Genomic DNA, 15,126 nt, shown 5'->3' with positions numbered 1-15,126 from the left:
TTAGATCGCATTACGCAGGCTGAGATTTTCCGGGTGCGGCTGCAAGTAGGCCTGCTGCGCGATGTAGCGATCCGGATGGAGGCGAAAGTGATGCTTGAGCAGCGTCAACGGCACCACCAGTGGCACGATGCCTTGGCGGTACTGGCCGATGACGGTCTGCATTTCCTGTTTGTCATCGGCACTGATGACCTGCTTGAGGTAGCCGCTGATGTGTTGCAGCACATTGGTGTGGCTGCCGCGGGTGGCGCACTTTTTCAGGCCGGTCATCAGGTCACTGAAGTAGCAGGCCGCCAATTCGTCGAGGTTGGCATCCTTGGACATGCTGCCGAGCCGGTGGCCCAGGCTTTTGTAATGCATCAAGCTGTGGGCCATCAGCAAATACTTGTAGCGCGAGTGAAAGGCGAGCAAGCGGTGGCGGGTCAGGCCCTCGGCCAGCAGTCGTTGCCAGCTGGCGTAGACGAAGACGCGCGCCAGGAAGTTTTCCCGCAGGACCGGGTCATTCAGGCGGCCATCTTCTTCCACGGGCAGGTTCGGGTGGCGAGCGCAAAACGCCTGGGCGTAGATGCCGCGACCGCCGCCGTCCACCGGTGCGCCGTTCTCGCGGTACACCTTGACCCGCTCCAGGCCGCACGAGGGCGACTTCTGCATAAAGATGTAGCCGCACAGGTCAGTGTGTTCGGCGGCCATTTTCCGGCCGTATGCGTCAAGCGGCGCAGTGACGTTCAGTTCGCGGTGCACCGTGCCAACGGCCTGTGGCTGTTCGGCATCGCCCACCAGGCGAATGGTTTCACGGGGAATGCCCAGGCCGATCGCCACTTCCGGGCACAGCGGCACGAAGTCGAAATACTCGGCGAGCACCTCGCTGCACAGATGGGATTGTTTGTGGCCGCCATTGAAGCGTACGGTCTCGCCCAGCAGGCAGGCACTGATGCCAATTTTCGGCTTGAAGGACGGGGTAGTGGGCATGGCCAAACCTCTGCAAAATTCCTGTACAAGGTGTAGAACCTGTACAACTAAATCTCATCATAGGTTTGGCGCTGTACAAGTCAAATTATTTGTACAAGTATTTTTGCGCAGGCTATTTCCAGCCGATGTGCCAATTCTCGGCGTTTTGCAGGGTTTGCCAGGCGAGGCGCTCTGTACGCCGGGTCATCACGGCTTGCAACTCGATGTCCAGCACGGTGCCTTCGTCGTCGCGAAACAGTTCAGTGACGAGGAAGTGCTTTTCCTTGTTGCGCGGGCTTGCTGCTGTCCATTTCGACAGCAGCAATTTGGCAGGATTGACGCGGTTCATCGCAGGTGCTCGATCAAGCGTCGCGCGGCTTCCTGGCCGCTGAGCCAGGCACCTTCCACCCGGCCTGATAGGCACCAGTCACCACACACGTACAAGCCCAGGTCGGCGTCGGCCAGTACGCCGAACTCATGGGCGCTGGACGGTCGTGCGTAGAGCCAACGGTGCGCCAGGCTGAAGGAAGGCGCGGGCATGGCGCTGTGCAGCAGTTCGGCGAAGGCGCCGTGCAGGTGTTCGATCACCGCTTCCTTGGACAGGTCCAGGTGCGCCCTGCTCCAGGCGCTGGTGGCGTGTAATACCCAGGTGTCGAGGGTGGCGTCGCGCCCCGGTTTGCTGCGGTTGCGTGCCAGCCAGTCGAGCGGGCTGTCCTGCACGAAGCAGCCTTCCATCGGCGTATCCAGGGGTTTGTCGAAGGCCAGGGCGATGGCCCAGGTCGGGTCCATTTTCACGCTGGCAGCGACACCCGCCAGCTTGGGCGCGGCGGCCAGCAGGGCGGTGGCTTGGGGGGCGGGCGTGGCGATGATCACGTGGCTGAACGGCCCATGATTGCCGCCGTCGGCATCCAGCAGGTTCCAGTGGTGCTTGCCTTGGAATACCTCGGTGATCCGGCAACCGAACTCCACCGGCAGGTCGTCGAGCAGCGCGCGGGTGATGGCGCTCATGCGCGGTGTGCCGACCCAGCGGGTCTGTTCATCGGGGGAGGGCGTGAGCTGGCCGGATTTGAAGTTATACAGCTGCGGTGTCCACTGCTCGGCCCAGCCGTTGCTTTGCCAGCGCTGCACTTCGTTGACGAAGCGTCGGTCGCGGGCGGTGAAATACTGTGCGCCCATATCCAACGCGCCGGCATCGCTGCGCTGGCTGGACATGCGGCCACCACTGCCGCGGCTTTTATCGAAGAGTTGTACAACGTGCCCGGCGTCTCGTAACGCTCGGGCGGCGGAGAGACCGGCGATGCCGGTACCGATGATCGCGATGGGGACAGTCATGGGAGGCCTCGTTTTACCGTTGGGTACAGACTACGCCGACACCAATAGCTGTACAATATTGTTTTTTGGTATAAGTTTTGGCGTACCTGATCGTTTGGCGTGGCCTATGGTTAAGACTGAGGCTAAACCCGTCTGCTTAAACCAATGTCACGCCCGATTACAAATTGATCCCTGCTTATAAAATAGACCAGTGATCGGCGGCGAACGTTACATGAGGAGCGTCCCATGCATATTTTGCTGACCGGCGGTACCGGCCTGATCGGCCGTCAACTCTGCCAACACTGGCTGGCGCAAGGTCATCACCTGACGGTGTGGAGCCGTCAACCTGCACAAGTCGCCAACGTGTGCGGCGACGCCGTGCGGGGTGTTGCCCGCTTGCAAGAGGTTATCGGCCCGGTGGACGCGGTCATTAATCTCGCCGGCGCGCCCATCGCCGATCGTCCCTGGACGCACAAACGCAAGGCATTGTTGTGGAGCAGCCGCATCAGCCTGACCGAAACCCTGCTGACATGGCTGGAAGGCCTGGCGCACAAGCCGCAGGTGTTGATTTCCGGTTCGGCCGTAGGTTGGTACGGCGATGGTGGTGAGCGCGAATTGACCGAGGCCAGTGGCCCGGTGCAGGACGATTTCCCCAGCCAGCTGTGCATCGCCTGGGAAGAAACCGCCCAGCGTGCCGAGGCGCTGGGCATTCGCGTGGTGCTGGTGCGTACCGGGCTGGTACTGGCGGCTGAGGGCGGCTTTTTGTCGCGGTTGTTGCTGCCGTTCAAACTGGCGCTGGGCGGGCCTATTGGTAATGGTCGGCAGTGGATGCCATGGGTGCACATCAAGGATCAAATCGCCCTGATTGATTTTCTTCTGCACCAGGGGGACGCCAGTGGTCCTTATAATGCCTGCGCGCCGCACCCGGTGCGTAACCGCGAGTTTGCCAAGACGTTGGGCCAGGTACTGCACCGCCCGGCGTTCATGCCCATGCCGGCCTTCGCATTGAAGGTCGGGTTGGGGGAGTTGTCCGGTTTGTTGCTGGGCGGCCAGAAAGCTTTACCCGAGCGCCTGTTGGCCGCCGGTTTCACTTTCCAGTTCACTGAGTTGAAGGCGGCCTTGGACGACTTGTCCAGCCGCCTCTAGAGATAGGATGTTGCATGACGGATCACGCGTTGTTACTGGTCAACCTGGGGTCACCGGCGTCTACTTCGGTGGCCGATGTGCGCAGCTACCTCAATCAGTTTTTGATGGACCCTTATGTGATCGACCTGCCATGGCCGGTGCGGCGCCTGTTGGTGTCGCTGATCCTGATCAAGCGTCCTGAGCAGTCGGCCCATGCCTATGCCTCGATCTGGTGGGACGAGGGCTCGCCGCTGGTGGTGCTCAGCCGGCGCCTGCAACAGCAGATGACTGCGCAGTGGACCCAGGGTCCGGTGGAGCTGGCGATGCGCTATGGCGAGCCGTCCCTGGAAACCACCCTGACTCGCCTGGCCGCCCAGGGTATTCAGAACGTCACCCTGGCGCCGTTGTACCCGCAGTTTGCCGACAGCACCGTGACCACGGTGATCGAAGAGGCCCGGCGGGTGGTGCGCGATAAGAAGCTCAACGTGCAATTCTCGATCCTGCAACCGTTCTACGATCAGGCGGAATACCTCGACGCGCTGGCGGCCAGTGCTCGACCTTATATAGAAGAGCACTACGATCACTTGCTGCTGAGTTTCCACGGCCTGCCCGAGCGTCATCTGAAAAAGCTCGACCCCACTGGCGCGCATTGTTTCAAGGATGCCGATTGCTGCAAGAACGCCTCGCCTGAGGTGCTCGCCACCTGCTACCGCGCGCAGTGCTTCAGCGTTGCCCGGGATTTCGCCGAACGCCTGGGCTTGCCGGATGGCAAGTGGTCGGTGGCCTTCCAGTCGCGCCTGGGCCGTGCGAAGTGGATCGAACCCTACACCGAGGCACGCCTTGAGGCGTTGGCCCAGCAAGGGGTGAAAAAGTTGCTGGTGATGTGCCCGGCGTTTGTCGCCGATTGCATCGAGACGCTGGAAGAAATCGGCGATCGCGGCAGCGAGCAGTTCCGCGAAGCGGGGGGCGAGGAGTTGGTGCTGGTGCCGTGCCTGAATGACAGCGAGCAGTGGGCGGTGGCGCTCAATACCCTGTGCGAGCGGGCGCCCGTTGCACTGTAATGTGGGAGGGGGGCACACCCTCATGCCAGTTAGTTAAGGAAGAACGCTGTAACTGTGGCTAGCGGGCTTTGCTGTGGCGAGCGGGCTTGCCCCGCGTTGGGCTGCGCAGCAGCCCCAGAACCAGCCGCTGAGGAGTGCCTGATACTCCGCATTCCGATTGATTGGGGCTGCTGCGCAGCCCAACGCGGGGCAAGCCCGCTCGCCACAGGTTGCTGTTTGCTTGTTCTATCTCTTAGCTGACTGGCATTAGGACAAGCTCCCTCCCACAGGCTTGATCGTGTTACAGGTTGAGGGTCAGGCTCACGGTGAAGTTGCGCGGCTCACCTGGATTGACCCAATAGCTGCTGTAGGACCGCTCGTAGTATTTCTCATCAAACAAGTTGTTCAGGTTGAGCCCCACGGTGACGTTGTCCGTGGCCTTGTAATGCGCGAGCAGGTCGACGGTGTGGTAGGCGGGCAGCTCGAAGCGGCCACCGGCTTCACCCGAGCGATCACCCACGTAGGTGAGGGCCGCACCCAGGTCTGAACCGCGCAATGCCCCATCCTGGAATTCATACACGCCCAACAGACTGCCGCTGCGCTTGGCTACGCCGAGCATGCGGCTGCCAGTCGGGATGGTTTTGTCACCCTTGGTCACTTCGGCGTCGATGTAGGCGAGGGCGCCAATCACGCGCACCGCGTCGGTCACCTGCCCGGTCACTTGCAGATCAAAGCCCTGGCTGCGTGCCTTGCCCATGGCGCGGTTGGTGTTGGTGGTCGGGTCCAGGGCCAACACGTTTTCCTTCTCGATGTGAAAAGCGGCGAGGGTGGCGCTGAGGCGTTCGTCGAACAGCTCGCTCTTGATCCCCGCTTCATACCCCACACCTTCCTCCGGCTTGAAGGATTTACCGTCGATATCCAGACCGCTGTTGGGCTTGAACGACGTCGAGGCGTTGGCGAACACGCCGAGTTCAGGCGTGAGCTGATAGAGCAGGCCGGCGCGTTGGGTAAGGGCAGTGTGGGTCTGTCGGCTCTTGGTGTGGTTGCGGGTGAAGTCGTCGGTGCTTTGTTCGAAATGCTCCACGCGTGCGCCGATCATGCCGCGCAGGCGGTCGGTGAAGAGGATCTGGTCTTGCAGGTTCAGCGCCTGGCTTTTGGTCTGTTCGAAGAAGTCGGTACCGGAGCGTGCGCCGTTGGGTTTGGGCTGACCGTAGACCGGGTTGTAGAGGTCGATGGTGTAGCGGCTGCCGGCAATTGCGGTCACGCGCTCCTTCTTGCGGTAGTCCTCGTATTCGGTACCGATCAACAATTCATGCTGCCAACTGCCGATATCGAACAATCCCCGGAGCTCAAGCTGGGTAATGCTGTCATGCCAGCCCATGGAGCGTTCGCGGTAGCGGCGATCAACCGTGTGGCTGTCGGTATTCAGCGCACGGTTTTCCGATGCATCGCCCCACAGGCTCCCTTGTTTGTAGTGGCTGGCCAGGCGCAGTTTCCAGGCATCGTTGAGGTGGTGCTCAAGGGTGGCCTGGATGCGGTTGTTGTGGTTATCAATATCGCCGTCGTTGGGTTCGCCGAGGAAGGTGGAGCGCGATACGCCTGGGGCGTCGACGATGCCGCGGTCGAAGGTGGAACTGTGGCGTACGAATTCGCTTTCCACCAGCAAGCGGGTGTCCGGGTCAAGCTGCCAGCTGAATGAGGGCGCGACAAATACGCGCTTGCTCTGGACGTGATCGCGGAAGCTGTGGTTGTCCTCCACCGCCAGGTTGATCCGCGACAGCAGGTTGCCCTCGCTGTCCAGCGGCGTATTGACGTCGACAGCGGTGCGATAACGGTCCCAACTGCCGGCGCTGGTTTGCAGGGTGGTGAAGGCTTCAGGCTGAGGCTTTTTGGTGACGATATTCACAGTGCCGCCGGGATCGCCGCGACCATACAGGCTGGCGGCCGGGCCTTTGAGCACTTCGATACGTTCGATATTGGCCGCGTCCGGTGTGCTTGGGTAGCCCCGGTTGGCGCTGAAGCCGTCCTGGTAGAACTCCGAAGTGGTGAAGCCGCGCACGCTGTATTCGTAGAGCGTAAGGCCGCCAAAGTTGTTCTGCTTGGACACACCGCCGGCAAACTCCAGGGCGCGTTCCACGTTGGTGCTGCCCAGGTCCGTGAGTACCGAGGCGGGAATCACGCTGATGGACTGTGGGATGTCGCGAAGGGCGGTGTCGGTTTTGGTCGCGCTGGCAGAGCGGGTGGCACGGTAGCCTTTGACCGGGCCGGTGGCGGATTCGTAGGCGTCGGTAGTGACGCTGATGGTCTCCAGTTCAACGGTGTTTTCTTCAGCGGCGGCGGGGTCGAGCAGCAAACCCAAGGCCAGGCCAGCCAAGGGGGCAAGTTTTCGAGACGGCATGATAGAGCGTTCCAATAACGATATTGAAACAATATAACATGTCTAATGAGAATGAATTTGCTTTGAAATATGAGCTTACAGGTACCCGCGCACGGGTACCTGGCGCTGTGGTTTATTCCTCTTCTTTCACCGGCGCAGGCGGTGGGCGCAGGCCGATTTCCGCCAGCAGCTTGATCTCTTTACCGTTGCGCATCACCTGGATCGTCACCTTGTCGGTCGGCTTGATCCGCGCCACCTGGTTCATCGACTTGCGACCATCACCGGCCGGTTCGCCATTGATACTGAGGATCACGTCGCCCAATTGCAGGCCGGCTTTCTGCGCCGGGCCGTCGCGGAAGATCCCGGCGACCACGATGCCTGGGCGCCCGGTCAGGCCGAACGACTCAGCCAGTTCCTTGGTCAGCGGTTGCACTTCAATGCCCAGCCAGCCGCGAATCACCTGGCCATGCTCGATGATCGACTTCATCACTTCCATCGCCAGCTTGACCGGTATCGCAAAACCGATGCCCTGAGAGCCGCCCGACTTGGAGAAAATCGCCGTGTTGATACCGGTCAGGTTGCCGTTGGCGTCCACCAGCGCGCCGCCGGAGTTGCCCGGGTTGATCGCCGCATCGGTCTGGATAAAGTCTTCGTAGCTGTTCAGGCCCAGCTGGTTACGCCCGGTGGCGCTGATGATGCCCATGGTGACGGTCTGGCCCACGCCGAACGGGTTGCCGATGGCTAATGCCACGTCGCCCACGCGCAGGCCGTCGGAGCGTCCCAGGGTGATGGACGGCAGGTTCTTGAGGTCGATCTTCAGGACGGCCAGATCGGTTTCCGGATCGCTGCCCACCACGCGGGCCAGGGTTTCACGCCCGTCACGCAGGGCCACCACAATCTGGTCGGCGCCGGTGGTCACGTGGTTGTTGGTGAGGATGTAGCCTTCCGGGCTCATGATCACGCCCGAGCCGAGGCTGGACTCCATGCGCCGTTGCTTGGGCCCGTTGTCGCCGAAATAGCGGCGAAACTGCGGGTCTTCAAATAACGGATGCGCAGGTTTGTTGATGACTTTGGTGGTGTACAGGTTGACCACCGCGGGGGCAGCAATAACCACCGCGTCCGCGTAAGTCACCGGGCCTTGTACTACCGCGCTGGTTTGCGGGGCCTGTTGCAGGTTCACATCAAGGCTGGGCAAGCCCACCCATTCGGGGAAACGCTGAATAATCAGTATTGCGATCAGCACGCCAGCCAGTAATGGCCATCCGAAAAAACGCAGTGCCTTGAGCATCAAGTAAGTCCTGACAGGTTGCAGGGGGCGGGAGAGCGCCCATAATGTCGCGCATTATACGAGGCTGCGAGCGCCTCTGAACGGGATATTTAGGAGTCTTTTATGGCCGTTGCTTTGAGCACCCTCGTCGAGGAAGCGGACCGCTACCTTGGCAGCGCAAGAATTGCCGATTACTGCCCCAATGGCCTGCAGGTAGAGGGGCGTCCGCAAGTGATGCGCATCGTCAGCGGCGTGACCGCCAGCCAGGCATTGCTGGATGCTGCCGTCGAGGCGCAGGCCGACCTGGTGCTGGTGCACCACGGGTATTTCTGGAAGGGCGAGAACCCCTGCGTCACCGGCATGAAGCAACGCCGCCTGAAAACCCTGCTCAAGCACGACATCAGCCTGCTGGCCTATCACCTGCCGCTGGACCTGCACGCAGACGTCGGCAATAACGTGCAACTGGCGCGTCAACTGGACATCACCGTCGAAGGCCCACTGGACCCCGACAACCTCAAGATCGTCGGCCTGGTCGGTTCCCTGGCCGAACCCCTGTCGCCCCGCGATTTCGCCCGACGCGTGCAGGATGTCATGGGCCGTGAGCCCCTGTTGATCGAAGGCAGCGAGATGATCCGCCGCGTCGGTTGGTGCACGGGCGGCGGCCAGGGCTATATCGACCAGGCGATTGCCGCCGGTGTCGACTTGTTCCTGAGCGGCGAAGCCTCCGAGCAGACCTTCCACAGCGCGCGGGAAAACGACATCAGCTTTATCGCGGCCGGCCATCACGCCACCGAGCGCTATGGTGTGCAGGCGCTGGGCGATTACCTGGCGCGGCGTTTCGCCCTGGAGCACCTGTTCATCGATTGCCCCAACCCGATCTGACTAACCCCCATCAACCCGGTGGGAGGTAGGGCGATGTTCATGAGTCGGATGAGTCAAACCTGGGAGTATATTCATATACCGTTTCGATCTAGATCGCTCCCTGAATAGAAGAAGGTGCTGTGCTAGCATGCCCCGCTCGAACACGGCCCGCAGGCCGTCCATAAGATCGTTTTTCCGTGAGTAGCCATGGTCGACAAACTGACGCATCTGAAACAGCTGGAGGCGGAAAGCATCCACATCATCCGCGAGGTCGCCGCCGAGTTCGACAACCCGGTGATGCTCTACTCGATCGGTAAAGACTCCGCCGTGATGCTGCACCTGGCACGCAAGGCGTTCTTCCCGGGCAAGCTGCCGTTCCCGGTGATGCACGTCGACACCCAGTGGAAGTTCCAGGAAATGTACCGGTTCCGCGACCGCATGGTTGAAGAGCTGGGCCTGGAGTTGATCACCCATGTCAACCCGGACGGCGTGGCGCAGGGCATCAACCCGTTTACCCACGGCAGTGCCAAGCACACCGACATCATGAAGACCGAGGGCCTCAAGCAGGCTCTGGACAAATATGGTTTCGACGCAGCCTTTGGCGGTGCCCGTCGCGATGAAGAGAAATCCCGTGCCAAAGAGCGCGTGTACTCGTTCCGTGACAGCAAGCACCGCTGGGACCCGAAGAACCAGCGCCCGGAGTTGTGGAACGTCTACAACGGCAACGTCAACAAGGGCGAGTCGATCCGTGTGTTCCCGCTGTCCAACTGGACCGAGCTGGATATCTGGCAGTACATCTACCTGGAAGGTATCCCGATCGTGCCGCTGTACTTCGCCGCCGAGCGCGACGTGATCGAGAAGAACGGCACGCTGATCATGATCGACGACGACCGCATCCTTGAGCACTTGTCCGACGAAGACAAAGCCCGCATCGTCAAAAAGAAAGTACGTTTCCGTACCCTTGGCTGCTACCCGTTGACGGGCGCGGTGGAGTCCGAAGCCGAGACGCTGACGGACATCATTCAGGAAATGCTCCTGACGCGAACTTCCGAGCGCCAGGGCCGGGTCATCGACCACGATGGCGCAGGCTCGATGGAAGACAAGAAACGTCAGGGTTATTTCTAAGGGGTTGTCACCAATGTCGCATCAATCTGATTTGATCAGCGAGGACATCCTCGCTTACCTGGGCCAGCACGAGCGCAAGGAAATGTTGCGCTTCCTGACCTGCGGCAACGTCGACGACGGCAAGAGCACCCTGATCGGGCGCCTGCTGCACGACTCCAAGATGATCTACGAAGATCACCTGGAAGCCATCACCCGCGATTCGAAGAAGGTCGGCACCACCGGTGACGACATCGACCTGGCCTTGCTGGTCGATGGCCTGCAGGCCGAGCGTGAGCAGGGCATCACCATCGATGTCGCCTACCGCTACTTCTCCACCGCCAAGCGCAAATTCATCATCGCCGACACCCCCGGCCATGAGCAGTACACCCGCAACATGGCCACCGGTGCATCCACCTGTGACCTGGCGATCATCCTGGTGGACGCGCGCTACGGCGTGCAGACCCAGACCCGTCGCCACAGCTTCATTGCCTCGTTGCTGGGCATCAAGCACATCGTGATCGCCATCAACAAGATGGACCTCAACGGCTTCGACGAGCGCGTGTTCGAGCAGATCAAGGCCGACTACCTGAAGTTCGCCGATGGCATCGCCTTCAAGCCGAGCACCATGGCGTTCGTGCCGATGTCGGCCCTCAAGGGCGACAACGTGGTGAACAAGAGCGAGCGCTCGCCTTGGTACACCGGCCAGTCCCTGATGGAGATTCTCGAGACTGTCGAGATCGCCAACGATCGCAACTACACCGACCTGCGTTTCCCGGTGCAGTACGTCAACCGTCCGAACCTGAACTTCCGCGGGTTTGCCGGCACCCTGGCCAGCGGCATTGTGCACAAGGGCGACGAAGTCGTGGTGCTGCCGTCGGGCAAGAGCAGCCGCGTCAAATCCATCGTCACCTTCGAAGGTGAACTGGAACACGCAGGCCCCGGCCAGGCCGTGACCCTGACCATGGAAGACGAGATCGACATCTCCCGTGGCGACTTGCTGGTGCATGCCGATAACGTGCCGCAAGTCACCGACGCTTTTGACGCCATGCTGGTGTGGATGGCTGAAGAGCCGATGCTGCCGGGCAAGAAATACGACATCAAGCGTGCCACCAGCTACGTGCCGGGCTCTATCACCAACATCGTGCACCGTGTGGACGTGAACACCCTGGCCGAAGGCCCGGCAAGTGCTCTGCAATTGAACGAGATTGGCCGGGTCAAGGTCAGCCTTGACGCCGCCATTGCGCTGGACGGCTATGCGAGCAACCGCACCACCGGCGCGTTTATCGTCATCGACCGCTTGACCAACGGCACCGTGGCCGCAGGCATGATCATCGCACCGCCCGTGACCCACGGCAGTGCGGCGCAGCATGGCAAGTTGGCCCACGTGTCCACCGAAGAGCGCGCGCAGCGTTTCGGTCAGCAGCCTGCCACCGTGTTGTTCAGCGGCCTGTCAGGCGCAGGTAAAAGCACCTTGGCCTACGCGGTTGAGCGCAGGCTGTTCGACATGGGCCGTGCAGTGTTCGTACTGGATGGCCAGAACCTGCGTCACGACCTCAACAAAGGCCTGCCGCAGGACCGTGTCGGGCGTACCGAGAACTGGCGTCGTGCGGCGCATGTCGCGCGCCAGTTCAACGAAGCCGGCCTGCTGACCCTGGCCGCGTTCGTTGCACCGGACGCCGAAGGGCGTGAACAGGCCAAGGCGCTGATCGGTGCCGATCGCTTGCTGACGGTCTACGTGCAGGCATCGCCGCTGGTGTGCGCTGAGCGTGATCCGCAAGGGTTGTACGCGGCGGGTGGGGATAATATCCCGGGCGAGTCGTTCCCTTACGACGTGCCGTTGAATGCCGACCTGGTGATCGACACCCAGGCACTGTCCCTGGAAGACAGCGTCAAGCAAGTGCTGGAGCTGTTGCGTCAGCGCGGCGCGATCTAATTCAAGATCGAGCGCGGTCAACTGTGAGAGGGGGCTTGCCCCCGATAGCGGTGGGTCAGTAAAGCATGTACTGACTGACACACTGCCATCGGGGGCAAGCCCCCTCCCACATTTTGATCAATGTTTGTCTGGGTATTCGGTGTGGAGCCTGTCCAGCAGCGCATCCTTGTCTTCCCATAGCGTGTTGATCCAACCCTGGAACGCCGTCCTGTATTCCCCATCCTGCTCATAATTCTTGCCAATGAACTCGGCCGGAATCGGCACCTCTTCAAACTGCACCACCACGTCCTGCACATTCCCGCACAGCAAGTCCCAATATCCTGGGCGTCCGGCGGGATAGTGGATGGTCACGTTGACCAGTGACTTCAACTGTTCACCCATGGCATCCAGGACAAATGCGATACCACCAGCCTTTGGCTTGAGCAGGTAGCGAAACGGCGAGTTCTGCTGCGCGTGCTTGCCTGGCGTAAAGCGCGTGCCTTCGGCAAAGTTGAAAATACCTACCGGGTTGTCACGAAACTTCGCGCAGGTCTTGCGGGTGGTTTCCAGGTCTTTGCCTTTCTTCTCCGGGTGTTTTTCCAGGTAGGCCTTGGTGTAGCGCTTCATGAAAGGAAAACCCAGCGCCCACCATGCCAGGCCAATCACCGGCACCCAGATGAGCTCCTGCTTGAGGAAAAACTTGAGCGGGCGAATCCGTCGATTGAGCACGTATTGCAGCACCATGATGTCGACCCAGCTCTGGTGGTTGCTGGTCACCAGGTACGAGTGCTGGTAGTCCAGGCCTTCAAGGCCTTTAAGGTGCCAACGGGTGCGGCGCACCAGGTTCATCCAACCCTTGTTGTTGGTGACCCAGGCTTCATGGGTGTGGTTCATCAGCCACTCGCTGAAGCGCTTGGCGAACGGCAGCGCCTTGAACAGCGCGACGACAAACAGGAACGAACACAACAGGATCGTATTCAGCGCCAACAACAGCGAAGCGATCACCCCGCGCGCGGCGGCAGGTAGAAAATCCAGCATTTAGATATCCATAGGTCGGTTGGCGGCTTGAATCGCCGTCAGGGCGATGGTGTACACGATGTCATCCACTTGGGCGCCGCGCGGCAGGTCATTCACCGGCTTGCGCAGGCCTTGGAGCATCGGCCCCAGGCTGACGCAATCGGCGCTGCGTTGTACCGCCTTGTGGGTGGTGTTGCCGGTGTTCAGGTCGGGGAATACGAACACGGTGGCCTTGCCGGCTACCAGGCTGTCGGGCGCCAGTTGCCGGGCGACGTTTTCGTTGGCGGCGGCGTCGTATTGCAACGGGCCGTCGATCAGCAGCGAGCTTTGCTGTTCGTGGGCGAGCAGGGTGGCTTCGCGGACTTTTTCCACTTCTTCGCCGCTGGCCGAGTCACCGCTGGAATAGCTGATCATCGCCACCCGCGGGGTGATACCGAACGCGGCCGCCGATTCAGCGCTTTGCAGGGCGATTTCCGCCAGCTCGGCAGCGCTTGGGTGCGGGTTCATCACGCAGTCGCCGTACACCAGCACTTGTTCGGGGAACAGCATGAAGAACACTGACGACACCAAGGTGCAGCCCGGCGCGGTCTTGATCAGTTGCAGGGCCGGGCGAATAGTGTTGGCGGTGGAGTGGATAACCCCGGAAACCAGGCCGTCCACTTCGTCCAGGGCCAGCATCATGGTGGCGATTACCACGGTGTCTTCCAGTTGCTGCTCGGCCATCGGTGCGTTGAGGCTTTTGCTCTTGCGCAACGCCACCATCGGCTCGACATAGCGTTGGCGGATCAGGTCCGGGTCGAGAATCTCCAGGCCTTCGGGCAATTCAATGCCTTGGGCGCGGGCGACCGCTTCCACGTCAGCCGGCTTGGCCAGCAGCACACAGCGGGCGATGCCCCGGGCCTGGCAGATGGCGGCGGCTTGGACGGTCAATGGCTCGCTGCCCTCGGGCAGCACAATGCGTTTGTTGGCCGCCTGGGCGCGTTGGATCAGTTGGTAGCGGAACACCGCCGGCGACAGGCGCATCTCCCGTGGCGTGCCGCAACGCTGGTGCAGCCAGCGCGCATCGAGGTGGCTGGCGACGAAATCGGTGATGATCTCCGCGCGCTCGCGGTCATCGATGGGGATTTCCTTGTTGAGGTTGTTGAGCAGGTTGGCGGTTTCGTAGGAACCGGTACTCACCGACAAAACCGGCAGCCCAGCCTGGAACGCGCCGCGGCACAGATCCATGATGCGCGGGTCGGGCAGGGTATCGCTGGTCAGCAGCAGGCCGGCCAGGGGCACGCCGTTGATCGCGGCCAGGCTGACGGCGAGGATGATGTCGTCACGGTCGCCGGGGGTTACCACCAGTACCCCGGGCTTGAGCAGCTCCACGGTGTTACGCATGGTGCGCGCGCAGATGATGATCTTGGTCATGCGCCGGGTTTCGTAGTCGCCGGCATTGAGGATTTGCGCGCCCATCAGGTCGGCCACGTCGCGGGTGCGCGGCGCGTTGAGTTCCGGCTGGTAGGGGATGCAGCCCAGCAGGCGGAAATCGCCGCTGCGCAATAACGGCGAATGTTCTTTCAGGCGGGCCGAGAAGGCCTCCATGCTTTCGTCGGTGCGCACCTTATTCAGGATCACGCCGAGGACTTTCGGGTCTTTCGGGCCACCGAACAACTGGGCCTGCAATTCCACGCGGCCGGAGAGTTCGGTGAGTACTTCATTTTCTGGAGCGGAAACCAGGATCACCTCCGCATCCAGGCTCTTGGCCAGGTGCAGGTTGACCCGGGCCGCGTAGCTGGCGCTGCGGGTCGGCACCATGCCTTCGACGATCAGCACGTCCTTGCCCACGGCAGCCTGTTGGTAAAGGGTGATGATTTCTTCAAGCAACTCGTCGAGCTGGCCATCGCCGAGCATGCGCTCTACGTGGGCCAGGCCGAGAGGTTGGGGCGGTTTCAGGCCGTGGGTGCGGGCCACCAGTTCGGTGGAACGCTCGGGGCCGGTATCGCCGGGGTGCGGCTGGGCAATCGGCTTGAAGAACCCGACTTTCAGCCCGGCCCGCTCAAGGGTACGCACCAGCCCGAGGCTGATGGAGGTCAGACCCACACCAAAATCGGTGGGCGCGATAAAAAAAGTCTGCATGCGAATTCTCTGGAGGTGCATGGCTTCGGTGGCGCTCTATGGTTGA

12 protein-coding genes are annotated in these 15,126 nt (G+C 61.3%); 5 read left to right on the top strand and 7 right to left on the bottom strand.

What is annotated here, in order from left to right; all coding sequences use genetic code 11:
- From A7317_RS03605 to A7317_RS03595, 3 genes are all read right to left on the bottom strand, one after another.
- The gene (locus A7317_RS03605) at window positions 1-966 is read right to left on the bottom strand and encodes a YbgA family protein (protein WP_024073314.1); all 966 of its coding nucleotides are present in this window, start codon (window positions 964-966) and stop codon (window positions 1-3) included.
- Window positions 967-1,078: 112 nt separating this feature from the next.
- Window positions 1,079-1,294, bottom strand: coding sequence for a TIGR02450 family Trp-rich protein (locus A7317_RS03600; RefSeq protein WP_024073315.1), 216 nt, complete (start codon window positions 1,292-1,294; stop codon window positions 1,079-1,081).
- Window positions 1,291-2,277, bottom strand: a complete 987-nt coding sequence (locus tag A7317_RS03595) for an NAD(P)/FAD-dependent oxidoreductase (protein WP_069075212.1) — start codon at window positions 2,275-2,277, stop codon at window positions 1,291-1,293. The genes A7317_RS03600 and A7317_RS03595 overlap by 4 nt, the downstream gene beginning before the upstream one ends.
- A 225-nt stretch (window positions 2,278-2,502) precedes the next feature.
- On the opposite strand from A7317_RS03595, the gene A7317_RS03590 reads away from it, so the two are divergent.
- Together A7317_RS03590 and hemH are read left to right on the top strand one after the other, a co-directional pair.
- On the top strand, window positions 2,503-3,402 hold the full coding sequence (locus A7317_RS03590) for a TIGR01777 family oxidoreductase (RefSeq protein WP_024073317.1): 900 nt from the start codon (window positions 2,503-2,505) through the stop codon (window positions 3,400-3,402).
- A gap of 14 nt (window positions 3,403-3,416) precedes the next feature.
- Window positions 3,417-4,442: a ferrochelatase gene (gene hemH / locus A7317_RS03585; protein ID WP_069075211.1), complete on the top strand. Its 1,026-nt coding sequence runs from the start codon at window positions 3,417-3,419 to the stop codon at window positions 4,440-4,442.
- A 280-nt stretch (window positions 4,443-4,722) separates the two neighbouring features.
- Here the strand turns inward: hemH and A7317_RS03580 are convergent, their stop codons facing one another.
- Window positions 4,723-6,819, bottom strand: a complete 2,097-nt coding sequence (locus tag A7317_RS03580) for a TonB-dependent siderophore receptor (protein ID WP_069075210.1) — start codon at window positions 6,817-6,819, stop codon at window positions 4,723-4,725.
- 112 nt (window positions 6,820-6,931) lie between these two features.
- Window positions 6,932-8,086, bottom strand: a complete 1,155-nt coding sequence (gene algW / locus A7317_RS03575; RefSeq protein WP_024073320.1) for a Do family serine endopeptidase AlgW — start codon at window positions 8,084-8,086, stop codon at window positions 6,932-6,934.
- A 102-nt stretch (window positions 8,087-8,188) separates the two neighbouring features.
- On the opposite strand from algW, the gene A7317_RS03570 reads away from it, so the two are divergent.
- From A7317_RS03570 to cysN, 3 genes are all read left to right on the top strand, one after another.
- Window positions 8,189-8,947: a Nif3-like dinuclear metal center hexameric protein gene (locus A7317_RS03570; RefSeq protein ID WP_024073321.1), complete on the top strand. Its 759-nt coding sequence runs from the start codon at window positions 8,189-8,191 to the stop codon at window positions 8,945-8,947.
- Between the two features lie 186 nt (window positions 8,948-9,133).
- Window positions 9,134-10,051: a sulfate adenylyltransferase subunit CysD gene (cysD, locus tag A7317_RS03565; protein ID WP_024073322.1), complete on the top strand. Its 918-nt coding sequence runs from the start codon at window positions 9,134-9,136 to the stop codon at window positions 10,049-10,051.
- Window positions 10,052-10,064: 13 nt separating this feature from the next.
- Window positions 10,065-11,963, top strand: a complete 1,899-nt coding sequence (gene cysN, locus A7317_RS03560) for a sulfate adenylyltransferase subunit CysN (RefSeq protein ID WP_069075209.1) — start codon at window positions 10,065-10,067, stop codon at window positions 11,961-11,963.
- A gap of 117 nt (window positions 11,964-12,080) precedes the next feature.
- Here the strand turns inward: cysN and A7317_RS03555 are convergent, their stop codons facing one another.
- Together A7317_RS03555 and pta are read right to left on the bottom strand one after the other, a co-directional pair.
- Window positions 12,081-12,980, bottom strand: a complete 900-nt coding sequence (locus tag A7317_RS03555) for an acyltransferase (protein ID WP_024073324.1) — start codon at window positions 12,978-12,980, stop codon at window positions 12,081-12,083.
- On the bottom strand, window positions 12,981-15,080 hold the full coding sequence (gene pta / locus A7317_RS03550; RefSeq protein ID WP_024073325.1) for a phosphate acetyltransferase: 2,100 nt from the start codon (window positions 15,078-15,080) through the stop codon (window positions 12,981-12,983). It lies immediately after the preceding gene.
- Window positions 15,081-15,126 lie beyond the last annotated feature (46 nt).

Source organism: Pseudomonas fluorescens (genome assembly GCF_001708445.1).
Taxonomy (GTDB): Bacteria; Pseudomonadota; Gammaproteobacteria; order Pseudomonadales; family Pseudomonadaceae; genus Aquipseudomonas; species Aquipseudomonas gorinensis.
This window is presented reverse-complemented; position numbering and strand designations above follow the sequence as displayed.